This is a genomic window from Kitasatospora atroaurantiaca (assembly GCF_007828955.1).
GTDB classification, from domain to species: domain Bacteria; phylum Actinomycetota; class Actinomycetes; order Streptomycetales; family Streptomycetaceae; genus Kitasatospora; species Kitasatospora atroaurantiaca.
In genome coordinates this window covers 2,365,366-2,391,838 of sequence record NZ_VIVR01000001.1, presented here as the reverse complement: position 1 = coordinate 2,391,838, position 26,473 = coordinate 2,365,366, and the positions used below count along the sequence as shown (strand labels likewise).

Sequence of the window (26,473 nt, the reverse complement as noted above, 5' to 3'; positions counted from 1 at the left end):
CTCAGCCGCTGCGGGTGACGAAGGCGGCCACCAGCTCCGCGATCTCCGGGCGGGTGTCGGCGGTGCGCCAGACCACGGCCAGTTCGGCCGGGGCCAGGCCGCGTACCGGGCGGCAGACCACGTCGGGGCGCTGGTAGAGCAGCGCGTTGCCCTCGGCCAGCAGGACGACGCCCAGGCCGGAGGCCACCGCTTCGAAGACCTCGTCGGGAGAGACGCCCTCCGCCCCGATCAGCGGCTCGCGGCCGGCCCGCTCCGCCGTGCCGAGCCAGAACTCGCGCAGCGGTCCGGCGGCGCGGGGGAGGGCGATGAAGGGCTCGTCCAGCAGCTCGGCGAAGTCGATCTCCGGCTGGGCGGCTCTGCGGTGACCGGCCGGCAGGGCGACCCAGCGGCGCTCGCGGACCAGGGTGTGGGAGCTCAGGCCGGTGCCGGTGAGCGGGAGCCAGAGCAGCGCCGCGTCCGAGCCGCCGTCGGCGAGCCCCGCGCTCGGGTCCTCCCAGCTCACCAGGCGCAGCGCGATCCGCCAGCCGCGTTCGCGGAAGCCTGCCAGCACCTCCCGCTGCAGGTCGCGGCCGACGGCCGTCTGCATCCCCATGGTGAGCGAGAAGGGCGCGCCCGCCGCCCGCGCCTCGCGCAGCGCGTCCTCCCACTCGGCCACCAGCCGGCGGGCCCGGGGCAGTAACGCCGCCCCCTGCGGCGTGAGCACCACCTCGCGGGCTCGGCGCTCGAACACGGCGAAGCCGAGCTGCCGTTCCAGCGCCCTGATCTGCTTGGAGAGCGCCGGCTGGGAGATGAACAGCCGTTCGGCGGCCCGGCTGAAGTGCAACTCCTCGGCTACGGCGGTGAAGTAGCGCAGATCCCGTACGTGGACGTCCATATCCGATGGTTATAGCCGAGGGTCTTGGACGGTGCGTCAGTTTCGGAGGGAGAGTGGATCTCGCCACCACACCTGAGGAGATTCACGATGAGCGTTCGTACTCTCGGCACCTTGACCACCAGCCCGATCGGCTTCGGCGCGATGGTGCTCTCGCCCGGCATGTACGGCGAGATCGACGACGACCGCGCCGAGCGCGCCCTGCGGGCGGCCCTGGACGCCGGGGCCACCCTGATCGACACCGCCGACGGCTACGGCGTGGACGGCCACAACGAGAAGGTGGTCGGCAGGGCGATCGCCGGGCGCCGGGACGAGGTGGTGCTCGCCACCAAGTTCGGCTTCCGCATCCCGGAGGGCGCCGAGTCGCACCGCTTCCCGGTCACCGCCGCCTTCGGCGAGCTGGCGCTCAACGCCGACCCCAAGTACGTCCGGGGCTACGCGGAGCAGTCGCTGCGCAATCTCGGCACGGACGTGATCGACCTGTACTACCCGCACTTCCCGGACCCGGAGGTGCCCTTCGAGGAGACCGTCGGCGCGGTCGCCGAGCTGATCGGGGACGGGCTGGTGCGCCAGCTGGGCCTCTCCAACGTCACGGCCGCTCAGCTGCGCCGCGCGCACGCCGTGCACCCGGTGGCGGCGGTGCAGGTGCAGTGGTCGATGTGGGTGCCGGTCGACCCGGAACTGCTGGCCACCGCCCGGGAGTTGGGCGTGGGCCTGGTGGCCTGGAGCCCGCTCGGCGGGGGGTTCCTCACCGGCACCGTGCAGCAGCTGGGCGAGGGGGACTTCCGGCGGAACCTGGAGCGCTTCGACGAGGCGAACCTGAAGGCCAACAACGACCGCTACGCCCCGCTGCGCGGGATCGCCGCCGACCTCGGGCTCACGCCGGGGCAGCTGGCGCTGGCCTGGCTGCTGCACCAGGACGAGCACGTGGTGCCGATCCCCGGCAGCCGTACCCCCGCGCACATCGCCGACAACCTCGCCGCCGCCCGGGTGGAGCTGCACCCGGAGACCCTGGAGCGGATCACCGAGGCGCTCGACCGCTTCGCGCCGGTCGGCCGGGGCGACCTGCTGGAGGGCCGGACCGACGTCTGAGCGGCAGGGGCCCGGTGGTCCTGCCGGAACGTGCCGACGCCCGAGGAGCACGGACGCCTATGCTCAGCGGCATGAGCGACCTCACCGAACTCGACCCTGAAGACAAGAAGATCATCACGCTGGCCCGCTCCGCCCGCGCCCGCAACGGCGTGCCGGAGGGAGCGGCCGTGCGCGACGAGACCGGGCGGACGTATGTCGCCGGAACCGTCGCCCTGGAGTCGCTGCGGCTCAGCGCGCTGCAGACGGCGGTCGCCATGGCGGTCGCCAGCGGCGCGAAGAGCCTGGAGGCGGCCGCCGTGGTCTCCGAGGCGGCCGAGCCCGCCGAGGCGGACCTGGCGGCCGTCCGCGACCTGGGCGGCGCCGGCACGCCGGTGCTGCTGGCGGGGCCGGACGGCGCACTGCGGGTCGCGGCCGAGGCGCGCTGAGCCGGGCGGGTGCTTCGTACGGACCCCGAGGGTCCGGGCGAAGCACCCGCCGCGCGGGACCGGGCGGATAGTCTGACCGGCGAGGGGGTGTGTCATGGGGGCACTGGGGTTCTTCGCCGCGCTGCTGCTCAGCGTGATGGGCATGGGCCGCTGGAAGGAGACCGGTTCGCCGTACTGGCTGATCGGCTCGATCGCGCTGTTCGTCCTGACCCTGGTCGGCGCTCTGACCTCCCGGGGAGGGCGTAAGAAGGCCGGCTGACGCGGGCGTGTCCGTTCGCGCTCGGGTGATCAGGGAGAATGGTGGGCATGAGTGCCCCTTCATCCCCGTACCGCTCCGGGTTCGCGTGCTTCGTCGGCCGTCCCAACGCGGGCAAGTCGACCCTGACCAACGCGCTGGTCGGGACGAAGGTCGCGATCACCTCCGACCGCCCGCAGACCACCCGCCACACCGTGCGCGGCATCGTGCACCGCCCGGACGCGCAGCTCGTCCTGGTCGACACGCCCGGCCTGCACAAGCCCCGCACGCTGCTCGGCGAGCGGCTCAACGACCTGGTCCGCTCCACCTGGGCGGAGGTCGACGTGATCGGCTTCTGCCTGCCCGCCGACCAGAAGCTCGGCCCCGGTGACAAGTTCATCGCCAAGGAGCTCGCCGAGGTCAGGAAGACCCCCAAGGTGGCGATCGTCACCAAGACCGACCTGGTCGACTCCAAGAAGCTCGCCGAGCAGCTGATCGCGATCCAGCAGCTCGGGGTCGAGCTGGGCATCGAGTGGGCCGAGATCATCCCGGTCTCGGCCGTCGGCGACAAGCAGGTCGACCTGCTGGCCGACCTGCTCGCGCCGCTGCTCCCCGAGGGCCCGCCGCTCTACCCGGACGGCGACCTCACCGACGAGCCCGAGCTGATCATGGTCGCCGAGCTGATCCGCGAGGCGGCGCTGGAGGGGGTCCGGGACGAGCTCCCGCACTCGCTCGCCGTGGTGGTCGAGGAGATGATCCCGCGCGAGGGGCGTCCGGCCGACCGTCCGCTGCTGGACATCCACGCCAACGTCTACATCGAGCGGCAGAGCCAGAAGGCGATCGTCATCGGCGCCAAGGGCTCCCGGCTCAAGCACGTCGGCACCACGGCCCGCAAGCACATCGAGGCGCTGCTCGGCACGCCGGTCTACCTGGACCTGCACGTCAAGGTCGCCAAGGACTGGCAGCGCGACCCGAAGCAGCTGCGCAAGCTCGGCTTCTAGCCCCACGCGGGCCGGCTTCCGGGGCCAACTCCTTCACAGAGGCGAGGGGTTGGCCCCGGCTCCGCGCAGCAGGGTGTCCATCACCAGGGAGGCCAGCTCGGCCGGGCTCCGGCCGGCGCCGTCCCCCTCGACGGCCTCGCCGATCAGGACGTAGTAGACCCGGCGCAGCCAGTCGAGGTCGACGTCGGGGCGGAGCAGCCCGGCCTGCTGGGCGCGGCGGAACAGCTGGTCGCAGCGGGCCAGGATCTCGGCCCTGATGCGGTCGCTCTCCGGATCTACGCCGGCCGGCCGGCCCATGCCGTACCCCCAACTGATCTTCACCTCAAGGACGTTGACCGTCACCTGGTAGAGCGCCACCAGCGGTGGCAGCTGCTCGGGCCGGCTGCTGTCGATGGCGTCCGCGAACTGCCTGGTGGCCCAGGCTCCCAGTGCCTCGATCAGGGCCTCCCGGGTGGCGAAGCGGCGGTGGACGGTGGTCCTGGCCACCCCGGCCTCCGCGGCGATCTGCTCTATGGTCGCCGCCGGGTCCTTGCGGAGCACCCGTTCCGCCGCGGCCAGAATCGTCCGGACCGTCCGCTCGGAGTCCGCGCGCAGCGCGCGCCGCCCCCGAGCAGCCGCCTGCCCGCGCTGCTCCATCACGCCTCCCGTGTGCCGAGTCAGCAGACTACCTCGGCAGCACGTTCGGAACGGGTGGAGAGGCGCAGGTCAGGCGGCCGCTCGGCCAACGATTCCGTCAGCCGTTCACCGGCTCCTCGACGAGGGCGGCGGTCGGGGTCGAAACCTCGTCCCCGTGTGCAAGGTTGACGCGCCGCCAGATCCGCTTCAGGGGCGCCGGCGCCCACCAGGCCCGGTGGCCGAGCAGCTTCATCGTCGCGGGGACGAGCACGGCCCGGACCAGGGTCGCGTCCACCACGATGGCGATGACCAGGCCGACGCCGATCATCTGCATGAAGGCGATCGAGGAGGTCAGGAAGCCGCAGACGACGACCACCAGCAGCAGGGCGGCACTTGTGATGATCTTCCCGGTGCGCTGGAGGCCGAGGGCGATGGACTCGCCGGGGTCGTTGTTGCGGTCGTAGCTCTCCTTGATCCGGGAGAGAAGGAAGACCTCGTAGTCCATCGCCAGGCCGAAGGCGATGGCCACGATCAGCACCGGGAAGTTGGCGTCGATCGCGCCGATCGGGGTGAAGCCCAGCAGGTCGTGCAGATGCCCGTCCTGGAAGATCAGCTTGATCGCGCCGAACGCCGCCGAGAGCGAAAGCAGGTTCAGCAGAACGGACTTGAGCGGGATCGTCACCGAGCCGAAGGCCAGGAAGAGCACCAGCGAGGAGACCACGGCGACGAACAGCGCCATCCACGGCACCCGGGCGCCGATCATGTCGACGATGTCCACCCGGGAGGCCGGCATACCGGTGAACTGTGCGGTGGCACCGTCCGGCGGGGTCTGGGAGCGCAGTTCGTCGACCATGGTGCGGGCGTCCCGCGACATCGGGTCCATCGAGTAGTGGGCGGTGATCCGGGCCAGGTTGTCCTGGGTGTTGGTCACCGTGGCACCGGTCACGCCGGGGACGGAGTCGAGCCGGGCGGCGTACTCGCCCAGCGGGCCGGTCGAGCCGCTCGCCGGGCCCGGGAGGGCGACCACGGCGGTGATCGTCTTGGTCGGGTCCTGCCTGAAGTCCGTGCCGAGCTGCTGGGTGACCACCCGGGCGTCCGAGCTGCTGGGCAGCACCCAGTCACCGGGACGGGCCCAGTTGACGCCCAGGAACGGTGCGCCCAGCCCGATCAGCAGCGCCACCACGGCGAGCGTGGTCAGCAGCGGGCGGCGCATCACCGCCTTGGCCGTCCGGTACCACCGGCCCTCGATCTCCAGCCGGGGCGGCGCGTTCCTGCGGTCCCAGGGCATCGGCACCCGCCAGGAGTTGATGCGGTGTCCGGTGAGGTGGAGCAGCGCGGGCAGCAGGGTGAGCGAGCCGATCACCGCGAAGGCGACCACGGAGACCGCCGCGTAGCCCATCGAGCTCAGGAAGCGGGAGGGGAAGAGCGTCAGGCTTGCGAAGGAGATGGCGACCGCGAGGCCGGAGAAGGCCACCGTACGGCCTGCGGTGGCGCTGGTCCGCTCGACCGCGAGGTCTACCGACGCTCCCGCTGCCAGTTCCTCACGAAACCGGTTCACCATGAACAGGGCGTAGTCGATGGCCAGTCCGAGCCCGAGGATGGTGATCACGTTGATCACGCTGCTGGAGATGTCCACGAAGAGGGTGAGCACCCGGAGCACGGCGAAGGAACCCAGTGCCACCACCGCTCCGACGGCCAGCGGGAGGGAGGCCGCGACCGCGCTGCGGAAGATGAACACCAGCAGGATCAGCAGGAGCGGCACCGAGAGCATCTCGGCCCGCCCGATGTCCTTGCCGGTCAGCCCGTTGACCTGTTCGGTCATCGCGGTGATGCCGCCGAAGCGGACCTCCGTGCCGGGGACCTTGAACTTCTCCTCGATGGCCTGCAGCGCCTTGACGCGCTCCTGGTCGTCCGAGGACTTGAACTGCAGCGCCACATAGGTGGAGTGGCCGTCCTTGCTGAGGAAGTCCGGGTTGTTGCCGGTCGACCAGTAGGTGTCCACCCGGTCGAGGTCGGTGCGGGGCACGGCGGCCACGGCCGACTGGATCGGCCCGGCGAGGGCCGGGTCGGTGACCGGCCGGTCGGTGCTGCGGTAGAGCACCACGACGTCGTCGGCCTGGCGGCCGAGCGGCCCTGCGAGCACCTTGTCGGCCTTCGAGGACTGGCTGGCCGGGTCGTCGAACCCGGCCCCGCCCGTGATGGCGCCGAACACCGTGGTGCCCCAGCCGCCGGCCACCAGGGTGAACAGGACGGCACCGATGATGACCCATCGCCGGTGCGCGGCGGCGAACCTCCCGATTGACGCGATCACTTGAAGACTCCTTCGGGGGATGGGGAGAGAGGCGTGCCGGTGGTGCGGCGGTGCACCCGCAGGGCGAAGAGCACACAGCCCACCGCGTAGGGCAGTTCCAGCGTCGCGGCGGTGAGCAGCGCCATCGGCAGGTAGTCCGAGGGCGCGGTGGCCACGTCGAACCACAGGTCGGTGACCATGAAGACGGCGAGTCCGGCGGCGACCAGGCCGACCCGGGAGTCGCGCCGCAGCGCGAGCCGGGCGGCCAGCAGCATGGTGACGGTCACCAGGCTGTTGAAGCCGACCCAGAGCACCCGGCGGTCCGGCTCGGCGTAGAAGCCGACCATCACCGTCCAGACGGCGATCACCAGCGCGGAGAGCGCGAAGACGTACCCGGCGAACGGCCGCCGGGCCCGGCCGTGGGCCCGCCCGGAACCGGTGCGGTCGTCCTCGGCCGCAAGAGGGAGCAGCGCCACATTGGCCGGGACGCCACCGGCATGAGCCTTGGTCATGAATCCAGGGTTCCGGCAGGATGGAGCCGTGGCCTCGGGCGACCGGTCGGACCTCCCGGCCACCTGGACGTGCTCCGGCGGCCTGAAGGAGGAGATCGCTCCTCCCTCTGGGGGAGGATCATGAAGCGCGCTGACCGCCGTACAGTCTCACGTGTGGTGCGGGAGTGGATGGGACGTCTCTTCGGCCGCCGGTTCGGGCCGATGCGGCTTGCGCTGGTGGCCTTCGGCCTGGGGTATCTGCTGCTCCTGCGCAGGCCCGCCGAGCTGGGGGCGATGGACTGGTTCGTCGGCCTCGGGGTGCTGGTGCTCGCCTCGCTCGCGGGGTTCCGGCCGTTACCGGTCGTGCTGGGCCAGGCGGGGATGCTGGCGCTGGCGGAGCTGTACGCACCGGCCGTGATGGTCGAGGTGAAGGTCGGAGCCAGCGCCGCGCTCTTCGAGCTGGCGGCACGCCGGTGGGGCCGGCCGACCGTGGTGGCCGGGACGGCCCTGATGGCGGCCCAACTGGTCTCCGCCGCCGCCACGGTGGAGGGCATCGGCTCGGCGCTCTACCGCGCGGCGGTGATCGTCAGCGTGCCGGTGCTGCTGGCCGGCTACATCCGTTCCGCGGAGGCGGCCGCTCGTACCGCCCAGGAGAGGGCCCGCGAGGCCGAGCACAGCCGGGACCTCGCCGAGTGGGGCGCCAGGATGGGTGAACGCGCCGCGATCGCCCGCGAGTTGCACGACATGGTGGCGCACCATCTGGCCTCGACCGTGCTCCGGGTCGGCGTGGCGCGGCACGTCCTGCCGCGGACCGACCAGCGGCTCGCCGAGGTGCTGGACGACGTGCACGCCAGCGCCACCACCGCGCTCACCGACCTGCGGCGGCTGCTCACCGCGCTGCGCGACCCGGCCGCCGACCACCTCGCCCCGCTGCTCGCCGAGACCACCGACCTGCCGGCCACCGTGCAGGGCGTGGTGGAGCAGTCCCGGCAGGCGGGGCTGACGATCGAGGCCGAGATCGGCCTGCAGATCGCCGAACTGGACGCGATCCGCAGTCTGACCGTGCTGAGGCTGGTCCAGGAGGGGCTGGCCAATGTGACCAAGCACGCCGGGCCGTACGCCAAGGTCCGGCTCCGGGTGGCGATGGAGGAGGGGACCTTGCAGCTGGACCTGGAGAACGACCTGCCCCGACCGGGCGGGCTGAACGGCCTCGGCATGCCGGAGCAGGACGGCACCGGGTACGGGCTGCTCGGGATGCGCGAGCGGGTCGCGCTGGTCGGTGGCACCATCGACGCGGGGAAGATCCCCGGAGGCTGGCGGCTCACCGCGAGCCTGCCCGCCTCGGGTTCGGGCGCGGCCACGACGGACAGGAGGCGACCGTGATCAGTGTGCTGATCGCCGACGACCAGCACCTGGTCCGGGCGGGCGTACGGATGCTCTGCGAGTCCACGCCGGACATCACGGTGGCCGGGGAGGCGGTGAACGGTGCGGAGGCGCTGCGGCTGGCCGAACGGCTGCAGCCGGACGTGGTGCTGATGGACCTGCACATGCCCGGGACCGACGGCATCACCGCGACCCGCCAGATCCTCCAGGTCCGGCCCGCGACGCGGGTGGTGGTGCTGACCACCTTCGACGACGACGACCGGCTCTACCCGGCGCTCAGCGCGGGTGCCTGCGGCTTCCTGGCCAAGGACGTCTCGCCGTCGTCGGTGCTCGACGCGATCCGCCGGGCGGCGGCGGGCGAGAGCCCGTACAGCCCCACCGTGCTGCACCGGGTGGTGGCCAGGGCCTCCTCGAACTGGAACGGCGAGGGTGACCGGCGGCGCGAGACCGTGCACTTCACCGAGCGTGAGCAGGTGGTGCTCCGGCTGGTCGCGGAGGGGCTCTCCAACACCGAGATCGCCGAGCGGATGCACATCGGGGTGACCACGGTGAAGACCCATGTGTCGAACCTGATGACCAAGACCGACAGCCCGAACCGGGTCCGGCTTGCGGTGCTGGCGATCCAGCAGGGCCTGGCCGGCGGCTAACCGGCGAGGCCGGCGAGGGCGGTGCCGATCGGTACCGCCCCGCCGCCGACCTCGAACATCCGCCGGTGGGTGGTCGGTTGGCCGATCGAGTCGACCACCACGGCCGCCAGGTCGTCCCGGGAGAGCCGGCCGTCGCCGATGCCCCGGACCGCGATCCGGCCCGTCCCCGCGGTCTCGGTGAGCCAGGGCGGACGGACGACCGTCCAGGCCAGTTCGGAGCAGGCGAGGAAGTCGTCGGCCTCCTGTTTGGCGAGGCCCACCTCGCGCAGGACGCCGGGGAGCCGGGTCACGTCGTCGACACCGGCCATCGAGACCTGCACCCAGCGGGTGACCCCGGCTCGCTGCGCCGCGCCGATCGCGGCGATCACGCCGTCGCGGTCGACCTCCTTGGCATGCAGGACGTTACGGGCGGCGGCGGCGTTGAGCACCACGTCCGTCCCCGCGAAGGACCGCTCCAACTCCGAGGCGGAAGCGGTGACATCGATCACCGCGGACTCCGCACCGCAGGCCCTGAGCCGGGCACCCTGGCTCGGCGTTCTGACTGCCGCGAACGGTGAAAGCCCCTTTGCCACAAGGAGGTTGACGATTCGAAGACCGGTGGCGCCCCCGGCGCCCAGCACGGTGATCCGCATGAGGACCTCCTCAGACTCGCGTCAGAAAAGACGCCTTAATTCTACGAGTTGAGACATTCGCGTAGCAACTAGGCGTCAATGATCGGTGGTTGACGTCAGCATGGCCCTGCCGCCCTGGAGAACCGGGCGGCAGGGCCATGCGGTGCCATGTGGTGCCATGCGGGGCCCGCCGGTCAGCGGGAGACGGCCAGGGGATCCCAGTCGGCCGGCCGGTCCGGCAGCCGGGCGGGGTCGCCGAGCACCCGTCCTGAGTGCACCTCGTGCATCAGGCGCTCCTCGAGGATCTGTGCCGCGCAGGCGATGCCGCTCACCGCGACACCCGTGATCCCGTTGCCGTAGCGGGTGTTGGCCCCCACCACGTGCAGACCCTCGATGAAGGTGCGGGTGTCGGGGCGGCCGCCGGGCCCGCCCCACTCCGCCATCCCGAACGGCGTGCCGCCGGTGGAGAGGGTGTACCGCTCCTGGGTCAGCGGCGTCGCCGTCTCCAGGTGCGTGATGTGGCTGCGGAACGGCCCCATCGCCTCCTCGGCTGCATCGAGGACGGCCTCGGTCAGCCGCTCCTTCTCGGCTCGGTAGACCTCCTCCCGGCGGTAACTCCCGCCGTCGGCCGGGCCGTTCTCCACACCCCAGCGCCGGTACCCGGGCGGGCAGAGCGTCATCAGCTGGAAGTTGCTGTGGCCCGGCGGGCGGAGGTGGCGTGCGTGCGGGTCCTTGAGCGAGGCGTACGAGGCGAAGACGAACGGGATCGGGTAGAGCTCGTCGGCGGCCAGCTGCCGGTAGTAGGCCGAGATGTCCTCGCCCCGGTACCACCAGAGGTTGGCGTTGGGACGGTCCGGTAGCTCGGTGTCGAGCGCCACGTACACCGTCGCCCAGGGCAGCGCCATGACCGCCTCCCCGGTCTTCGCCGCGAGCTTGCGCGGGAAGTGCTCGGCGCCGACCAGGTCGAGCACCGTCCGGCGGTAGTCCGCGTTGGAGACCACCAGCTCGCTGCGGACCACCGAGCCGTCCGCCAGGCCGACCCCGGTCACCCGGCGGTCCTCCACCAGGATCCTCTCCACCCGGCTCCGGGTGCGCAGCTCGCCCCCGTACGCCCGGATCACCTCCAGCAGCGAGGCGGCGAGCATCTGGCCGCCGCCCTCGGGGTAGTAGGCGCCGCGGATGTAGTGGTCGGTCATCGTCGCGTGCATCGCCACGGTCGCCTGCTCGGGCCCCATGCCGTAGTTGGGCGAGAGCGCGGCCAGCGCGGTACGGGCCGGGGCCGAGAGGCCGTGGTGGTCGAAGAGTTCGGAGAGCAGGCGGCGCCCCCAGGACACGGTGTACGGGGACCGCTCGGGCAGTTCGGCCAGCGGGATGTCGGCCGCCGAGATGATCGCGCTGCGGCGCTCCTCGCCCAGGCCCGCGATCACGTCCAGTGCCCCGGCGATCCCGGCCGCGTCCTGCGGCAGCGCCGCCACCAGACGCTTCCGGTAGGCCTCCCAGTCGGCCGGGACGTCCACCGAGACCCCGGGCAGCACGATCCGGTCGAAGCCGTCCTGGTCCATCGGCAGGTAGCGCACCCGGCCGTCGAGGCCGAGCCCGCCGAGGATCGCCGGGAGCAGGCCGTCCGGGCCGCAGTCGCCGAGATAGTGCAGGCCCACGTCGAACTCGTAGGAACGGCGGCGCCGGAACACGTGGCTGTTGCCGCCGGCCACCGCGCCCTGTTCCAGGACCAGCACCCGCCGTCCGGTAACCGCCAGATATGCGGCGCACACCAGGCCGCCCACTCCGGACCCGATGACAACGGCATCCCAGCGGCTGTCGTCCGACATTGAGAATTCCCTCCCGATTAATGTGCAGGAAAAGACCGGCTGTTATGTGACGGACCGTCAGGCAGGGAGCAGCGCAAGCTTCGCGGGCTCGCTGACGGAGAGCCGGGGCACCTCCGGCGCGATGGATTTCGCCATTCCGCCGAGCGCCCGGCCCGGACCGACCTCGACCAGCAGATCGCAGTCGAGCTCGCGGACGAGCGTGCGCACCGAGTCGCTCCACCGCACCGGGCTGACCACCTGGTGCTTCAGCAGCTCGGGCCAGGGGGCGAGGTTCCAGTACGGGCGGGCGTCCACGTTGGCGACCACCGGGACCCGGGCGGGGCCGAACTCCACCGAGTCCACGACCCGGCCGAAGGCGGGCAGGGCGGAGAGCATCAGCGGGGTGTGGAAGGCGCCGTCCACGGTGAGCGGCTGGACGCGCAGGGCGCCGAGCCGCTCGGCGGCCTCGGCGCAGCGGGCGACGCCGTCCAGGTCGCCGGAGATCACGGCCTGCAGGGGCGAGTTCAGGTTGGCCACCCAGACCCGGCCGCCCTCGGCGCGGATCTCGGCAGCGGCCTCCTCCAGCGGGGCGAGGTCCAGGCCGAGCACGGCGCTCATGGTGCCGGGGGCGGTCCTGCAGGCGCTCCGCATGGCCCGCCCGCGGGCCGCCACCAGCCGTACCGCGTCGTCGAAGCCGATCACCCCGGCGGCGGTGAGCGCGGTGTACTCGCCCAGGCTGTGGCCGGCGCACGCCACCGGGGTGACCACGCTGGGGATCTCCTCGCGCAGCTCGCCGAGGATCACCCACTCCAGGACGAAGGTGGCCAGCTGGGCGTTGTCGGTGCGCCGCAGGGTCTCCTCGTCGGCGTCCAGCAGCAGGGCGGCGACATCCTCGCCGCTGACCTCACTGGCCCGCTCGACGGCCGCCCAGGCCGGGCGGTCCGCCCAGGGCCGGCCCATGCGGGGGCGCTGCGCGCCCTGGCCGGGAAACATCAATGCCAGTCTCGGTGCACTCATCTCGCTGCCTTTCCGTGGGGTTCCTGACGGATACGCGCGCCACAATCCTGCGGGGTCCGATTGAAAGCCGGATAGCAGCGCGATAAAAGCTCGCAATCGGCCGATCGGACGGAATGTCACTTTCGGTGCACCCTTTGCCTCTTTGGTGCAGAGCGCCTTGTCGGGCCGCCGAATACGACCGTACGTTCGTGGCATTCCACCGAAGAATCGGAATCTCGAGAGGGAATGAGCATGACTCAGCAGACCGTCGAGTCGGGGACCGACTACCGCGAGCAGGTCAGCGCGATCGTCATCGAGGAACTGGAGCTCGAACCTGACGAGTTGACCGAGACCGGACACTTCATCGAGGACTACGACAGCGACTCGCTCTCGCTGATCACCGTGATCGCCCGGATCGAGCGCGAGCTCGGCGTCACCATTCCCAAGACCGACCTGGGCGAGCTCGTCAACCTGAAGCTCCTGGTGGAGGCAGTGACCAAGTACGCCGGGGAGCGTACGGATGCCTGAGCAGCCGCACCGCCGGGTCGTCATCACGGGACTCGGCGCGGTCAGCCCGGTGGGCATCGGGGCGGACGCCTTCGCCTCGGCCATCCGGGCCGGCCGCAACGGGACTTCGGAGATCCGAAGCTTCGACGCGAGCCTGTTCCCCAGCCGCCGGGCCGGTGAGGTGCACGACTTCGAGCCCTCGGAGATCCTCACCAGCCTCGACCCGCGCTACTGGGGCCGTAGCGGTCTGCTGGCCGCGGCGGCCGCCCGCCTGGCGGTGGGGGACTCCGGGCTCGACCCGGAGCTGCTCTCGCGCAGCCGGGCAGGCTCCATCATGGGCACCACGAGCGGCGAGTCCGCCGTGCTGCAGGAGCTGGCCGGGCAGTGGATCGGCGAGGGGCTGAAGAACCTGGAACCCCGGCTGGTCAAGCAGGCCCCGGCCAGCCAGATCGCCAACGCGGTCAACAGCGAACTGGGCCTCACCGGCGACGCCCAGACCATCCCGACCGCCTGCTCGGCGAGCAACTACGCGCTGGGCTACGCCTACGACATGGTGCGCAGCGGCGAGGCCGACTTCATGCTGGCCGGCGGCGCCGACGCCGTGAACCGGCTCACCCACGCCGGGTTCTACGCGCTCGGTGCGATGGCCGAGGACCTGCCCCGGCCGTTCGACGCCAACCGCACCGGCATCCTGACCGGCGAGGGCGGCGCAGCGCTGCTGCTCGAACCGCTGGAGCACGCCCTGGCGCGCGGCGCGCAGATCTACGCCGAGGTGCTCGGGTACGCGGCCAACTGCGATGCCGAGCACATGGTCCACCCGGACGCGGCGAGCATCGCGGATTGCATCCGCGCCGCCCACCGCAACGCCGGGGTGACGCCCGACCAGATCGACTACATCTGCGCCCACGGCACCGGCACCCCGACCAACGACGCCACCGAGGTGCAGGCCGTCCGGGAGGCCTTCGGCGACCGGCTGCCGCCGATCAGCTCGATCAAGTCGATGCTCGGGCACACCATGGGTGCGGCCAGCGGCTTCGGCGCGATCGCCTGCTGCAAGGCGCTGGAGCAGGGCTTCCTGCCGCCGACCGCCAATGTGATCGAGGTCGATCCGGCCTTCGGTCCCGGCGTGGACTGCGTACCGGGGCAGGGCCGTTCGGCTGAGCTGAACATCCTGCAGAACCACGGCTTCGCATTCGGCGGCAACAACGTGATCACCATCCTGGGGAGGCTCAAGTGACAACGGCGGTCGCCATCCAGCCGCTGGCGGTGGTCGGCTGCGGCGTGGTCTCGCACGCCGGCTACGGACTGGCCCCGCTGGGCGAGCTGCTGCGCGCCGGCGCGGCCGGGCCTGCCGAGCCGGCCGGCCCGGACGCCGGGGACTACCCGCCGCGCGCCGTCCGCACCGTGCCGGAGTTCAAGGTCGCCGACCACCTCGGCCGCAAGGGCAACCGGTACCTGGACCGGCTCACCTCCTTCGGTCTGGTCGCCTGCAAGCAGGTGCTGGAGGAGGTCGGGGCGCCCGAGACGGCCGAGGAACGGGCCCGGACGGGCGTGGTGATGGCCACCAACACCGGGAGCGTGTCGAGCCACAGCGCGCTGCTGCACGACACCCTGGCCCAGGAGAAGCCGTACCAGCTGAACCCGGCCCAGTTCCCGAACACGGTGATGAACTGCGCCGCCGGGCAGATGGCCATCCGCAACAAGCTCAAGGGCCTCAACGCCACGGTGGCCGGCGGCCAGACGGCCGGACTCTTCGCCTTCCGGCACGCCCGGATCGCGATGGCGCTCGGCCGCGCCGACCGCTTGCTGGTCGGCGGGGCGGAGGAGCTCAGCGGACCGGCGGCCTGGGCCTGGCACCGGACCGGTGTGCTGACGGAGCAGGCCGCGCTCGGCGAGGGCTGCGCGGTGTTCGTGGTCGAGGAACCGGGCGAGCGCGAGCCGCTGGCCCTGCTGCTCGGCTGCGAGGTCGGCTACTTCGGCCCCTCCGCCGAACCGGCCGGGCAGCGGCACAGCCTGTCGGGCGGCCTGGCCCTGGTCATCGAGCGGGCGCTGGAGCGCAGCGGCGTACGGCCGGAGGAGATCGACACGGTCTCGCTCGGCGCGACCCACCACATCGGCCTCGACCGGGTGGAGGAGCGCGGCGTACGGGCTGCGCTCGGCGGCGCGCTGCCCTCGCCGGTCCGGGTCGGCGAGGTGCTGGGCGAGACGTACAGCGCGGCCGGGGCGCTGCAGCTCGCGGCGCTGCTGGCGCTGTGGGCCGGCGAGCCGGCCGGGCCGAGGACCGGTCTGGTCACCTCGGTCGGCCATGACGGCAACGCCGGTGCGCTGGTGGTCCGGCGGGCCTAGGAAGAGCTGGTGCGGGCAGCGGCGCTCCGGGAGTGGGCGCCGCTGCCCGCTGTGCTGTGGTGAACTCTGGGAGAGAACAATGGTGTTGAGTCAGTCGTACGCCGGGCGGCGGTATCCGAGGACGGAGCCGTACGAGGTCGGCCGGGAGAAGATCTGGGAGTTCGCGCAGGCGATCGGCGAGCCGCACCCGGCGTACCGGGACCCGGAGGCGGCCAGGAAGCTCGGCCACCCCACGGTGATCGCGCCGCCGACCTTCGCCATCGTGCTGTCGATGCAGGCGGAGGAGCAGGTGACGCTGGACCCGGGCTTCGGCTTCGACTTCTCCCGGGTGATCCACCGGGACCAGCGTTTCGAGTACTCCCGCCCGGTGCTGGCCGGGGACCTGCTGACGGTCGCCGTCGAGGTGGTGGCGGCCGACTCGGTGGACGGCAACGACGTGGTGACGCTGCGCGGGGACGTCCGCGACGCCGAGGACCGGCACGTCTGCACCACGACCTCGACCCTGGTCTCGCGGGCGGTGACGGCATGAGCGCCGTGCTGGTGGGCGCCCAGCTGCCGTCGCTGTCGCTGCGGCTGACCCGGGCCGGGCTGGTCCGCTACGCCGGCGCCTCCGGGGACCTCAACCCGATCCACTACAGCGACCGGGTGGCCTCCTCGGTCGCGCTGCCCGGCGTGATCGCCCACGGGATGCTGACCATGGGCGCCTCGCTGCGTGCGGTCAACGAGTGGACGGGGAACCCGGGTTCGGTGCTCGACTACAGCACCCGGTTCACCCGCCCGGTGGTCGTGCCGGACTCCGAGGACGGGGTGGAGGTCACCGTCGAAGGCGTGGTCGCGGCGGTGCAGGACGACGGGCGGGTGCGGGTGGACCTGACCGTCCGCTGCAACGGCGAGAAGGTCCTGGCCAGGACCAGGGTCGTCGTCCGGCTCTGAGCGCACGGCAGCGCCCGCTCCCCGCCTCCGGGAGAGCGGGCGCTGCCGTCTGTTCAGAGCCGGCGCAGGGTGAACTCGGGCGTGGGCCCGTGCCCGGTCTGCAGGGCGAGGATGTGCCCGCTCAGCACGTAGGTGCCGTACGGCGTCACGGCGGCCGCCGTCGGGCCCTCGACCGGCCACCGGTCGGCCGTCCGGACCGGCCGGGCGCTGCGCCAGCCGTCGTAGGAGCGCAGCACCGTCACCGAGTCCTTGCCGTCCGGGACGCCGGAGATCCTGCCGTTGGCGTTGCGGACCACCACCAGGGCGCCGTCGGGCCGCAGCGCGATGCCGTCCGCGCCGGCCAGCGGTGCGGGGAGGCCGACCTCGGTGACCTCCGGGGTGCCCGCGGTGGTCACCCGGAACAGGCGGCCGGTCTCGTAGTGGCCGACCAGCAGGTAGCCGCCGGGGTGCCAGACGATGCCGTTGTCCCCGACCACCTCCGGCGCGAGGCGCGGGTCGGTGACGAGCGGGGCGGCGTGCCCGTCCGGGTCGATCCGCACGATGGTCGCCGAGGCCGGGTTGGTGACGTAGACCGCGCCGTCGTCGTCCACCGCGAGGTCGTTGGCAAAGCTGGCCCCGCCGTCCTCGAACAGCGGTATCCGCTGGGTGAGTTGCCCGGTGACCAGGTCGTAGACCGCGATGCCGGAGGTCGGCGGCTGGGGGAGCGGCATGGCCTGGCGGATCCAGAAGTCGGAGTACGCGACCAGGATCCGGCCGCGCGGCAGGTCCACCTTGATGCCCAGGGTCGACACCATGCCGAAGGCGGGCGCGAGTTCGCGGACGGTGCCGTCGAGACCGACGGTGGAGAGGGTGCCGGCCTGGGCGGACCCGACCAGGAAGGCCCGGCGGGTCGGGTCCCAGGCGACGCTCTCCGGGTAGAGGTCGGTGCCGCGCGCGGCAACCGTGGCCGGGCCCGTCCACCAACGGCCGGAAGAGCCCGCCGCCGGGGCGGCCGAGGCGGCGGGTGCGGCGGAGGCCAGGACGACGGCTGCGGCGAGTGCGGCGGAGAGACGACGTGCGGTGCGGGACAACGTGAACTCCTGCTCGGTGCTGGGGAACTGTGGATGGTGTCGTTCACCCCAGAGATCCCGCTGTGCGCGTGCGGTGCGGCGCAGCTGGTCGGGGCGGCCGGGGGTGGTGCTCGGTCTCGGTCTGGTGGCTCGGACGGGTACGGAACGTCTCATCTCGACTCCTGCCTTGGTGGGCTGACCTGGCGGCTGTCGCCAGGAGATTCGGGGGCGCGGCGGGAAGGCGGTCACCGGCATCGCGCGGGCACCTCGGGTTCGACTCCTGCGACCGTCGACCGTTGACCGGCGGACGGGAGGGTCAGGTCCGGTGCTCGACCTGGGACTGCTGCCGGCGGCGCCCGGGCCCGCCTCTCCGAGGGGGAGCGGGTGCCGCCGGCCGTGCGGTCAGATCCGGTTGAGCGTGAAGGCCGGCGTCGGGCCCTGACCGGTCATCAGGTCGTAGACGTGTCCGCTGAGCACGTAGTCGCCGTACGGGGTGGTCGCGGCCGCGGTCGGGCCGCTGACCGACCAGGGCTCGACGCGCTGGGCGATCCGGGCGCTGCGCCAGCCGTCCCGCGAGCGCAGCACCGTCACCGCGTCGACGCCGCCCTCGACGCCGGCCACCCGGCCGATCGAGTTGCTGACGGCGACCACGCTGCCGTCGGGCTTGAGGGTCAGGCCGTCCACGCCGATGAGCGGCTGCGGGAGCTCGACCTGGCGGACGGCCGGACTGCCGGTGGCGGAGCTGCCGGTGGTCGGGATGCGGAAGAGCGTGCCCTTGTCGTAGAGCGCGAGGAGCAGGTAGCCGGAGGGGTGCCAGACGATGCCGTTCGGGCCGACGGTGGTGGTGGCGAAGCGCGGGTCGGTGACGAACGGGGTGACCGCGCCGTCCGGCGTGATCCGGACGATGGTCGCGGAGACCGAGTTGGTGACGTAGATGGTGCCGGCCGCGTCCACGGCGAGGTCGTTGGCGAAGCTGCCGCCGCCGTCCTCGAAGAGCGGTATGCGCTGTTCGAGCCGGCCGGTGGTGAGGTCGAAGACCGCCACTCCGGAGGTCGGCGGCTGGGGGAGCGGCATGGCCTGGCGGATCCAGTAGTCGGTGTAGGCGACGACGAAGCGGTTGCGCGGCAGGTCGATCTTGATCCCGAGGGTGGAGACGATGCCGAAGGCGGGGGAGAGCTCCTTGACGGTGCCGTCCAGGCCGACGGTGGAGATCGTGCCGTAGCGGGCGGAGCCGACCAGGAAGGCCCGGCGGGTCGGGTCCCAGGTGAGGTTCTCCGGGTAGAGGTTGGGGGCCTGGGCGGTGATCGCCTCCGGTCCCCGGCGACAGGCGGCATCGGCGGCCGCGGCCTCGCGGGTGGTCGCACCGGCGGAGGCCGGGGCGCCGACGGCGAGGGCGCAGGCGGCGGCGACCAAGGCCGCCGAGAGTCTGACCGTGGTGCGGGACATGGTGAACTCCTCTGTGGTGGAAGGTGTCTGGTCATGCGACAGGGCCGCCGGTGGCCCGGCGGCCCTGTCAGGGGGAATGGTGAGGTTCAGTCGACGGCGACGGCCGGCCGGGGCTCGGCCGTCGCCTGCTGCGGGGCGGGCGGCAGCGGCTTGCGGATGAGCAGCGCGCCGAGCGCGCCGATCAGCACGACGGCCACGCCCAGCCAGATGGCCTGCTGCAGACCGTGGACGAAGGCCTCGGGCGCATCGTGCGAGCCCTTGGCCAGCTGCGAGTTGAAGCCGTGGGTGAAGATCGTGGTGAGCACGGCGATACCGAGGGCGCCACCGAACTCGCGGATGGTGTTGTTCACGCCGGAGGCCTTGTTGTGCTCGTGCTCGGCGACACTGCTGATCACGGTGGCCGGGTTGGCGGCGAACACCAGCCCCATCCCGACGCCGGCGAGCACCAGGGCGGGTACCAGTGCCCCGTACGAGATGTCCGGCGTGATGATCAGTGCGATCCAGGCCAGCGACACCGCCTGGAGGGCCGAGCCGGCGGCCTGCAGGATGCCGCCGCCGATGCGGTCCACCAGCATGCTGGCGATCGGGACGACCACCATCGGCGCCGCCGTCCAGGGCAGGGTGCGCAGACCGGCCGCGAACGGTGAGTAGCCCATCGGCCCCTGCATGAACTGGGCGAGGAAGAAGATCGAGCCGAAGACGCCGAAGTACATGGTGAGCGAGACCGCGTTGCTCACCATGAACGAGCGGATCCGGTACATGGCCAGCGGCACCAGGGGCTGCTCGGTGCGCCGTTCGAAGGCGATGAAGGCGACCAGCAGGGCGACGGCCAGCGCCAGGCCCAACACCGTACGGGGCGCGGCCCAGCCGTGGTCGGCCGCGCCGACGATGCCCCAGACCGCGCTGATCACGGCGCCCGTGACCAGCGCCATGCCGACCACGTCGAGGTTGGAGTCGCGCCCCTTGCTCTCGCGGATCGCCCAGAGCGCCAGCGGGACGGCGATCAGGCCGACCGGGACGTTGATCCAGAAGATCCAGTGCCAGTCGAGGCCCTCGGTGACCAGCCCGCCGGCCAGCGGTCCGACCGCGATGCCGAGGCCGTTGACGCCGCCCCAGACGCCGACCGCGAGGGCGCGCTGCGCCTGCGGTACGGCGGCCACCGCCAAGGTCAGCGAGACGGGCAGGATGGCGGCGGCGCCGGCGCCCTGGACCACCCGCGCGGCGACCAGCTGGCCGACCGAGTCGGCCAGGCCGCAGGCGGCGGAGCCGAGGGTGAAGAGCACCACTCCCCAGTTGAAGACGCGGCGGCGGCCGAAGCGGTCGCCGAGCGCGGCGCCGGCCAGCAGCAGGCCGGCGAAGGCCAGCACATAGCCGTTCACCACCCACTGCAGCTCGGACTGCTTGACCTTGAAGTCGTTGCTCATGTTCACCAGAGCGTTGGTCACGACCAGGTTGTCCAGGGACACCATGAACATCGGGACCGAGGTCGCCACCAGTGCCCAGAGAGCACCTGGTCTGTTGCTCGCCATGTCCAGCTCTCCTTCGACGGCCCACAAGAGTGGGTACTGGGACTATCCACTATCGATACTGGACATTATCGGTACCACCGACCCCCGCACGCAAGCAGGAACGAGGGCCGTGGTCGGGCGGGCCGGCGGTGGCGCGAACCGCCGGCCCGCCCGAGTCTCAGGCCCGGGAGACTCAGGCCGCGTCGCCGGTGGGAGGCAGCTGGATCTCGATCGCGCCGAGCTGGGCGAGCAGGAAGAGGTCCTGCCGGCAGGCCCAGTGCTCGACGACCAGGCCGTTCTCGATCCGGTAGATGTGGATGTGCTCGACGTTGACCTGGCGGCCGGTGGCCTCGATCCCCAGGAAGTTGCCGACGTGCTTACCGGTGAACCGGACCCGGATCACCGCCTTGTCGCCGTCCGCGAAGCTGTCCAGGTGCTCCCAGTTGGCGTCCTCGAAGACGCTGTTCATCCAGCGGGCGGTGCCCAGGTAGCCGCCGGGGCCGCCGGGGGTGCCGGGGGGTGCCTCGTAGTCGACGAACTCCGGGGCGACCAGCTTGTGGGCCACCTCCTCGTCGAGGTCGTTGAAGATCCGCCCCATCTCGTAGGCGATCTCGAGCACGCTCTCGGGCATGACGTTCCTCTCCAGGGTCTTTCTCAGGTGGGTGAATTGACGGTTGGTCAGTGGCCGACGCCGGCGCCGCCGGTGACCGGGATGACCCCCGCCGTGACGTACGCGGCTTCGTCGCTCGCCAGGAACCGCACCACGGCGGCGACCTCCTCGGCCGTCCCGGCCCGGCCCAGCGCCGTCTGGCCCAGGACGAAGTCGCGCCGGGCGTCGGTGACGTCCTTGACCATGTCGGTCTCGATCAGCCCGGGGCTGACCACGTTGACCGTGATCCGCCGCCGGCCGACCTCGCGGGCGAGCGAGCGGGCGAATCCGATCATCGCGGCCTTCGAGGCCGCGTAGTTGGTCTGGCCGGGCGCGCCGGCCATACCGCTCATCGAGGACATGAAGATCATCCGGCCCCAGCGGGCCTTGACCATGTCCGTCGTGACCTCCTTGGCGACGTTGACCGCGCCGAGGAAGTTGGTCTCCATCACGGCCCGGAAGTCCTCGTCCTCCATGGCCACCAGCAGCTGGTCGCGGGTGATGCCGGCGTTGGAGACCAGCACCTCGACCGGGCCGTGCTGGATCCGGACCTCCTCCACCGCCGCCTTGACGGCCGCCGGGTCGGTCACGTCGCAGCGCACCCCGAACAGGCCCTCCGGGGGCTCGCCGGAGCGGTAGGTGACGGCGACCTTGTCGCCCTGGGCGGCGAATACGCGGGCGGTGGCCAGGCCGATGCCCCGGTTGCCGCCGGTGATCAGTACGGAACGACTCACTTCTGCTCCTGTCCGGTGAACTTCCGGGAAGGTGTCTGACGGATCTGCCTGATCTGATGTGTCGTCAAGCCGCGAGCAGCCGGTCCAGCTCGGCGCCGGCGCTCGCCGCGTCGGCGAACTGCACCGCCTGCCAGCCGGCTTCGCGGGCACCGGCGACGTTGTGCGGCAGGTCGTCGACGAGTACGCAGCGCTCGGCGGGGACGCCCGCCCGCGCGGCGGCCAGCTCGAACATCCCGGCGGACGGCTTGCGATGGCCGGCCTCGAAGGAGAGCAGCACGGCGTCGAAGTGCTCGTCCGGGTCGACCATCCGGCGCCAGTGCGCGTCCCAGGCCGGCGGCATGTTGGAGAGCATCCCGACGAAGGTCCCGGCGGCGCGCAGCGCGTCCAGCCGGCCGAGCCAGTCCAGATTGGTCTCGCGGCCGTCGAACCAGATGTCGGCCAGCGTGGTCAGCTCGGCCGTGTACCCGTGGTCGGCGGCCAGCACCTCGCCGATCTGCTTCAGCCACTCGCTCTCGCTGACCAGCGGGGTGTCGATCGGCAGCATGAAGTCCTCGGTGCCGTACCGGGCGGTGACCTTGCCGAGGGCCGTCATCAACGCGTCCGGGTCGAGCTTCATGGTGGTGCAGAACTTCTCGAAGGTGTGGCCGAGCGGCGGGGTCAGCACGCCGCCGAAGTCGGTCCACACGGCGAAGGCCGCTGCGCTCATGGGTCGCCTCCTGTCTGTGGGTCTCGGGTGGAGGTGGGGCTCTGGTGGGGCGGGTTACGCCGTCGGCCCGATGGCCGAGGAGGCGACCAGGGTCACGGTGACCGTGGCGATGACCTCGCCGCCCTGGGTGAACTCGACCGGCAGGACTCGCCTTTCCGCGCCCGAGGGCGGGAGCGGGGCAGAGGCGGTGACCGGGGCGTCCAGCTCGGCGAAGCGGCTGAAGCTCGCCTCGACGCCGACCACGTGCGTACCGGACACGGCCGCCGCACCCGCCGTCCCGCCGACCGCCAGCAGCGCCAACTGCCGTGCCGCCTCGACCAGTACGGCCGCCGGCAGGTGGTCGTAGTCGTGGTCGAAGAGCGAGCGGTTGCCGAAGCGGGGTGCGACCAGCGCGCTCGCCGTACCGGCCCCGACCTCCGCGCGGGCCAGTACGACGTTCAGCGGGTTGGCCCGGCCGACCAGGCCGGCCTCGACCTGGCCCGCCGGTGCGAGATCGGGGAAGTCCGAGGTGAGCGGTGCCGGGGTGCCGCGCTGGGAGTGCCGGAGGATGTCGTGCTCGTGGTGGTTGACGAACAGCACGTCCATCGCGTGCTCGCCCACCCGGGTGCCGTCGATGAAGAACTGCTGGTCCACCCGGCCGCGGCGGACCCGCCCGGTACGCGAGCGCTTGCCCGAGTACTCGGTGTCGATCCGGAGCTCGGCCGGGACCCTGCCGATCACCAGTGCCGCCAGGCCGTCCAGCGCGAGGGTGAAGGAGTCGACGATCATCGCCGTTCCCGGCTTCAGGCCCATATGGGCGTGCGAGCCGGCGATCCCGGCCTGCCGGCCGGACTCCAGCAGCAGCAGCGGGTCGAACAGCGCCGGGCGCTGCATATGGTCGCTGAAGTACCCGTGGTTGAGCGGAAGTTGGGCACCGGCGCGGACACTGAACTCGCCCAGCTGCTGCACGTCGGTGACGAACACCTCCGAGACCGCCGTCCGGTGTACCAGCCCGCGTTCGACGGTGCGCCCGAAGCTCAGCCCGGCCCTCGGCCGGACCGCGGGGTCCAGGTCTGTGGTCATACCTGCTGCTCCCTTCGGAAGGAGATCTCGGGGCCGCCCGGAAGGGCACCTCCGGGGCGGCCGGGGATCCGTCCGCGGACGAATCCCGGCTGCGGAGCAACCTTCGCGCAGGGGGGTCAACAGGCCGTCCAAGCCGGATCAAAGGAGTCCGCAGGCCCACGAACGGCCGAGGACTGAACCACGAGCGGCCGAGGGCTGAACCACGAGCGGCCGAGGGCTGAACCACGAACGGCCGAGGGCGGCCACCGCAGAATGTGCGGTGGCCGCCCTCGGCCGTTCCATCGGGATTCACGAAGTCGCTGCACACGGCTGGAGCAACTCCAGTTTGGAGACATATGCTATCCATAACGTCGCCTGGCTGAGCTGAGCACGGGCGTGCGGAAATGGACGGGAGAGACGATGCGAATCGGGGAGTTGAGCAGCCGAACCGCTGTGCCGGTGCCCACGATCAAGTACTACCTGCGCGAGGGCCTGCTCCCGGGTGGGGAGCGGACCAGCCCCAACCAGGCCCAGTACGGCGAGGCCCATGTGCGGCGGCTCAAGCTGGTCCGCGCGATGCTCGACGTCGGCAAGCTCTCCATCGCGGCGACCCGTGAGGTCCTGACGGCGATCGACTCGCCCGGCAACACCCTGCACGGCATGCTCGGCGTCGCCCAGTCCGCCGTCACCACCAAGGTGCCCGCCGGTACCGACGAAGCCTGGAAGTCGGCCGACGAGTTGGTGGCCGAGCTGGTGGAGCGCCGGGGCTGGCAGGTCAAGCCGAGCAACCCGGCCTGGCAGACCCTCACCCAGATCGTGGTCACCTTCCGTGATCTCGGCCAGGACGACCTGCTCGACATCTTCGAGGAGTACGCGGTGGCGGCCGAACGGCTCTCCGCCGCGGAGCTGGCGGTGATCGGGCGCCGGTCCGAGCCGGACAGCAAGGTCGAGGGCGCGGTGCTGGGCACCGTACTCGGCGATGCGCTGATGTCGGCGATGCGCAGGCTGACCCAGGAGGACGCCTCGCACCGCTCCTTCAACGCACCGGCCGCCGACGCCGAGCAGCCGGCGGCTGGGAAGGCGCGGTCCGTACCGGCGAAGCCGGTCCGCACCCGGCGCACCACCCGGGTGGCCGCCGCAGGCTGACCCGTCGGCCTGCTCAGCGGCCCGCCGGTACCAGCGCGCTCCGCATGGAGAGGTGGTGCACCCGGGCCGGGGGCAGGTTGCCCAGGACGAAGTCCTGGCCGAACTGATGCTCCGTCAGGACGCGTGCCAGTACCGCCTGTACGCCGAGGGTGCGGGCCCTGGCCCGCCCGGTGGTGAGGCCGCGCCGGAGGGCGGGCACCCCGGCGTACGCGAAGAAGGAGAGCGTTCCGCCCGGGTTGAGCGTCCTCAGCAGTCCGTCGAGGATGGCCGCCGTGGACTCCGCGTCGAAGTTGGCGAACGGCAGCCCGCAGACTATGGCGTCGTAGCGCCCGAGCTCCTGGTCCTGGACGAAGCCCGGGCGCAGCCTGACCCGGCCGGCGACCGCGCGCAGCGCCGGGTCCGCCACCAGCGCGGTCTCCAGGCGTCGGACGAAGCGCGGGTTCGCCTCCACCAGGTCCAGGGTGTCGGCCGGTCCGAGCGCCCGGGCGATGTGGCGGGTCACGGTGCCGGTGCCGGGCCCGACCTCGAGAACCGCCCTGGCCGCCGGGTACTCCGGCCTGCTCTCGAAGTGCCGGCTCTCGGGGTGCCGGCTGTCGGAGTGCCTGCTCTCGGTGTGCCGGGGCCGGACGTGTCGTGACAGGGCCCGCCCCAGTCCGTCGCCGCTCGGTGCGATGGCGCCGGTCTCCCGGTGGGTGCGGAAGAACTCCTTGGCGAACATCAAGTCGATCATGGTGCTCCGCCCGATGGCTGAGTAATGGATATCACGACTATCGATAGCGGACATTACCAGGATCTGTCCAGCATGCCACTGGCCGGACTCAAGCCCCGCATGCCACGCCCGCCCGTACCTCCAAAGGCACATCGCCCGATCCCCCTTGCGGCGCCCGGCCTTGCCAACGCGGCATCAGGGGTGCCTAGCCTGAGCGGGACGCAACGGGGTGCTGATCGCACCTTGATCCAGTCAGACGGGGGAGAAAGAAATGATCCACTTCGGAGTCCTTGGCGCCCTTGAGTTGACGACCGATCAGGGGGATCGCACACCCCGCGGGCCGAAGGTCCGCAAGGTGCTGGCGCTGCTCCTGCTGAACGCCAACCAGGTGGTGAGCGTCGACGCGCTGACCACCGAGCTCTGGGACGGCGAGCCGCCGAACGCGGCGCTGTCCACCGTCCGGACTCACGTCTACCACCTGCGGCGCCTGCTCGCCGAGGCCGATCCGGACGGCGCCGAGGAGGCTGGGGAGCTGATCGTCACCCGGCCGCCGGGCTACCTCCTGCGGCTCCGAGACAACCAGCTGGACCTGCGGCTCTTCGGCCGACTGGTGTCCCAGGGCCGGGCGTTGATCGACGAACGGCGCCTGGCCGAGGCCCGCGAACGGCTCGACCAGGCGCTCTCGCTCTGGCGCGGCCTGCCGCTCGCCGACGTCCTGCCCGGCCAGCTGCTGACCGGCCACATCTCGGGCCTGGCCGAACTCCGCACTCAGGCTCTGGAATTGCGCATCGACGTGGACCTGCGGCTCGGCCGGCACCGGGAGCTGGTCGCCGAGCTGCGCGATCTGGTGGCGGCGCACCCCCTCAACGAGTGGTACCACGCCCGGCTGATCGACGCCCTGCACCGATCCGGCCGGCGCGGCGATGCGCTCGCGGCCGTGGACGACCTGCGCACACTGCTGGACCGGGAGCTCGGACTCCAACCCTCCCGGGAGATCCGGCAGCTCCAGTACGAGATCCTCACCAGCCATGACCGCTGGGGGGAGCAGCCCCGCGACGCCCAGCGGCATCACTGGCCCGCACAGCAGCTGCCGCACCAGCGCGGCCGGGCCCGTGGCCGGGTGGGGGTTGCGATCTTGCCCAGGACTGATGGATAGTGCTTGTGGATTGTGGGAATTGCCACTATCCATGTAGGGCGAGAGGGAGGGTGTAGCGCACTTAATCGACGGACAGAT

The 26,473-nt window shown here is 71.8% G+C and carries 28 protein-coding genes; 13 read left to right on the top strand and 15 right to left on the bottom strand.

All coding sequences use genetic code 11. The annotated features are described in order from the left end of the window. Position 1: 1 nt before the first annotated feature. A complete protein-coding gene (locus FB465_RS11110) occupies positions 2 to 874 on the bottom strand; it encodes a LysR substrate-binding domain-containing protein (protein WP_145789932.1) in 873 nt (290 codons plus the stop codon). Positions 875 to 961: 87 nt separating this feature from the next. On the opposite strand from FB465_RS11110, the gene FB465_RS11105 reads away from it, so the two are divergent. From FB465_RS11105 to era, 4 genes are all read left to right on the top strand, one after another. Beyond that, positions 962 to 1,963 carry an aldo/keto reductase gene (locus FB465_RS11105; protein ID WP_145789930.1) on the top strand — a complete coding sequence of 334 codons (1,002 nt, stop codon included), beginning with the start codon at positions 962 to 964 and terminating at the stop codon, positions 1,961 to 1,963. 71 nt (positions 1,964 to 2,034) lie between these two features. Continuing rightward, positions 2,035 to 2,388, top strand: coding sequence for a cytidine deaminase (locus FB465_RS11100; RefSeq protein WP_145789929.1), 354 nt, complete (start codon positions 2,035 to 2,037; stop codon positions 2,386 to 2,388). A 94-nt stretch (positions 2,389 to 2,482) separates the two neighbouring features. Then, positions 2,483 to 2,647 (top strand): hypothetical protein, encoded by a 165-nt coding sequence (locus FB465_RS35760; RefSeq protein WP_170290566.1) that lies wholly within the window; start codon positions 2,483 to 2,485, stop codon positions 2,645 to 2,647. Positions 2,648 to 2,694: 47 nt separating this feature from the next. Next, a complete protein-coding gene (gene era / locus FB465_RS11095) occupies positions 2,695 to 3,624 on the top strand; it encodes a GTPase Era (protein WP_145789927.1) in 930 nt (309 codons plus the stop codon). A 33-nt stretch (positions 3,625 to 3,657) separates the two neighbouring features. Here era and FB465_RS11090 read toward each other — a convergent pair whose 3' ends face one another. The 3 genes from FB465_RS11090 to FB465_RS11080 all read right to left on the bottom strand — a co-directional run bounded on the left by FB465_RS11090 (position 3,658) and on the right by FB465_RS11080 (position 7,041). Further along, positions 3,658 to 4,260: a TetR/AcrR family transcriptional regulator gene (locus FB465_RS11090; RefSeq protein ID WP_145789925.1), complete on the bottom strand. Its 603-nt coding sequence runs from the start codon at positions 4,258 to 4,260 to the stop codon at positions 3,658 to 3,660. Between the two features lie 97 nt (positions 4,261 to 4,357). After that, a complete protein-coding gene (locus tag FB465_RS11085; protein WP_145789923.1) occupies positions 4,358 to 6,550 on the bottom strand; it encodes an MMPL family transporter in 2,193 nt (730 codons plus the stop codon). Next, positions 6,547 to 7,041: a hypothetical protein gene (locus FB465_RS11080; protein ID WP_145789922.1), complete on the bottom strand. Its 495-nt coding sequence runs from the start codon at positions 7,039 to 7,041 to the stop codon at positions 6,547 to 6,549. Before FB465_RS11080 ends, FB465_RS11085 begins: the two co-directional genes overlap by 4 nt. A 168-nt stretch (positions 7,042 to 7,209) precedes the next feature. Between FB465_RS11080 and FB465_RS11075 the strand changes: the two genes are divergently transcribed. Next, positions 7,210 to 8,403 (top strand): sensor histidine kinase, encoded by a 1,194-nt coding sequence (locus FB465_RS11075; RefSeq protein ID WP_170290565.1) that lies wholly within the window; start codon positions 7,210 to 7,212, stop codon positions 8,401 to 8,403. Continuing rightward, positions 8,400 to 9,050, top strand: coding sequence for a response regulator (locus FB465_RS11070; RefSeq protein WP_145789918.1), 651 nt, complete (start codon positions 8,400 to 8,402; stop codon positions 9,048 to 9,050). Before FB465_RS11075 ends, FB465_RS11070 begins: the two co-directional genes overlap by 4 nt. Here FB465_RS11070 and FB465_RS11065 read toward each other — a convergent pair. The 3 genes from FB465_RS11065 to FB465_RS11055 form a co-directional block, all read right to left on the bottom strand. Beyond that, positions 9,047 to 9,682, bottom strand: coding sequence for an NAD(P)H-binding protein (locus FB465_RS11065; RefSeq protein WP_145789916.1), 636 nt, complete (start codon positions 9,680 to 9,682; stop codon positions 9,047 to 9,049). The genes FB465_RS11070 and FB465_RS11065 overlap by 4 nt on opposite strands. Positions 9,683 to 9,855: 173 nt before the next feature. Further along, on the bottom strand, positions 9,856 to 11,490 hold the full coding sequence (locus FB465_RS11060; protein ID WP_145789914.1) for a phytoene desaturase family protein: 1,635 nt from the start codon (positions 11,488 to 11,490) through the stop codon (positions 9,856 to 9,858). A 57-nt stretch (positions 11,491 to 11,547) separates the two neighbouring features. Next, entirely contained in the window at positions 11,548 to 12,462 is a 915-nt protein-coding gene (locus FB465_RS11055) for an ACP S-malonyltransferase (protein ID WP_170290564.1), read from the bottom strand. 255 nt (positions 12,463 to 12,717) lie between these two features. Here FB465_RS11055 and FB465_RS11050 point away from each other — a divergent pair, with 255 nt between their 5' ends. From FB465_RS11050 to FB465_RS11030, 5 genes are all read left to right on the top strand, one after another. Beyond that, positions 12,718 to 12,993: an acyl carrier protein gene (locus FB465_RS11050; protein ID WP_145789910.1), complete on the top strand. Its 276-nt coding sequence runs from the start codon at positions 12,718 to 12,720 to the stop codon at positions 12,991 to 12,993. After that, on the top strand, positions 12,986 to 14,209 hold the full coding sequence (locus tag FB465_RS11045) for a beta-ketoacyl-[acyl-carrier-protein] synthase family protein (protein ID WP_145789908.1): 1,224 nt from the start codon (positions 12,986 to 12,988) through the stop codon (positions 14,207 to 14,209). The genes FB465_RS11050 and FB465_RS11045 overlap by 8 nt, the downstream gene beginning before the upstream one ends. Further along, on the top strand, positions 14,206 to 15,318 hold the full coding sequence (locus FB465_RS11040) for a beta-ketoacyl synthase N-terminal-like domain-containing protein (protein WP_145789906.1): 1,113 nt from the start codon (positions 14,206 to 14,208) through the stop codon (positions 15,316 to 15,318). The genes FB465_RS11045 and FB465_RS11040 overlap by 4 nt, the downstream gene beginning before the upstream one ends. A 79-nt stretch (positions 15,319 to 15,397) precedes the next feature. Next, a complete protein-coding gene (locus FB465_RS11035) occupies positions 15,398 to 15,847 on the top strand; it encodes a MaoC family dehydratase N-terminal domain-containing protein (protein WP_145789904.1) in 450 nt (149 codons plus the stop codon). After that, on the top strand, positions 15,844 to 16,251 hold the full coding sequence (locus FB465_RS11030; RefSeq protein ID WP_145789902.1) for a MaoC/PaaZ C-terminal domain-containing protein: 408 nt from the start codon (positions 15,844 to 15,846) through the stop codon (positions 16,249 to 16,251). The genes FB465_RS11035 and FB465_RS11030 overlap by 4 nt, the downstream gene beginning before the upstream one ends. 53 nt (positions 16,252 to 16,304) lie before the next feature. Here FB465_RS11030 and FB465_RS11025 read toward each other — a convergent pair whose 3' ends face one another. From FB465_RS11025 to FB465_RS10995, 7 genes are all read right to left on the bottom strand, one after another. Next, the gene (locus FB465_RS11025) at positions 16,305 to 17,321 is read right to left on the bottom strand and encodes an SMP-30/gluconolactonase/LRE family protein (protein ID WP_170290563.1); all 1,017 of its coding nucleotides are present in this window, start codon (positions 17,319 to 17,321) and stop codon (positions 16,305 to 16,307) included. 381 nt (positions 17,322 to 17,702) lie between these two features. Then, positions 17,703 to 18,746, bottom strand: coding sequence for a hypothetical protein (locus FB465_RS11020; RefSeq protein ID WP_145789898.1), 1,044 nt, complete (start codon positions 18,744 to 18,746; stop codon positions 17,703 to 17,705). Positions 18,747 to 18,832: 86 nt separating this feature from the next. Continuing rightward, positions 18,833 to 20,275 (bottom strand): MFS transporter, encoded by a 1,443-nt coding sequence (locus FB465_RS11015; protein WP_145789896.1) that lies wholly within the window; start codon positions 20,273 to 20,275, stop codon positions 18,833 to 18,835. Between the two features lie 172 nt (positions 20,276 to 20,447). Continuing rightward, positions 20,448 to 20,885 (bottom strand): ester cyclase, encoded by a 438-nt coding sequence (locus FB465_RS11010; protein ID WP_211785757.1) that lies wholly within the window; start codon positions 20,883 to 20,885, stop codon positions 20,448 to 20,450. Positions 20,886 to 20,932: 47 nt separating this feature from the next. Then, complete coding sequence (gene fabG, locus FB465_RS11005; protein WP_145789895.1) at positions 20,933 to 21,637, bottom strand: 3-oxoacyl-ACP reductase FabG; 705 nt, start codon at positions 21,635 to 21,637, stop codon at positions 20,933 to 20,935. 64 nt (positions 21,638 to 21,701) lie between these two features. Beyond that, positions 21,702 to 22,343, bottom strand: a complete 642-nt coding sequence (locus FB465_RS11000) for an HAD family hydrolase (RefSeq protein WP_145789893.1) — start codon at positions 22,341 to 22,343, stop codon at positions 21,702 to 21,704. 54 nt (positions 22,344 to 22,397) lie between these two features. Next, the gene (locus FB465_RS10995) at positions 22,398 to 23,405 is read right to left on the bottom strand and encodes an AfsA-related hotdog domain-containing protein (protein ID WP_145789891.1); all 1,008 of its coding nucleotides are present in this window, start codon (positions 23,403 to 23,405) and stop codon (positions 22,398 to 22,400) included. 438 nt (positions 23,406 to 23,843) lie between these two features. Here FB465_RS10995 and FB465_RS10990 point away from each other — a divergent pair, with 438 nt between their 5' ends. After that, positions 23,844 to 24,530, top strand: a complete 687-nt coding sequence (locus tag FB465_RS10990) for a MerR family transcriptional regulator (protein WP_246192614.1) — start codon at positions 23,844 to 23,846, stop codon at positions 24,528 to 24,530. 13 nt (positions 24,531 to 24,543) lie between these two features. On the opposite strand, the gene FB465_RS10985 is transcribed toward FB465_RS10990, so the two are convergent. Continuing rightward, positions 24,544 to 25,260 carry a class I SAM-dependent methyltransferase gene (locus FB465_RS10985; protein ID WP_145789887.1) on the bottom strand — a complete coding sequence of 239 codons (717 nt, stop codon included), beginning with the start codon at positions 25,258 to 25,260 and terminating at the stop codon, positions 24,544 to 24,546. Between the two features lie 250 nt (positions 25,261 to 25,510). Between FB465_RS10985 and FB465_RS10980 the strand changes: the two genes are divergently transcribed. Next, positions 25,511 to 26,395, top strand: coding sequence for an AfsR/SARP family transcriptional regulator (locus FB465_RS10980; RefSeq protein WP_145789885.1), 885 nt, complete (start codon positions 25,511 to 25,513; stop codon positions 26,393 to 26,395). The last annotated feature ends 78 nt before the right edge of the window (positions 26,396 to 26,473 follow it).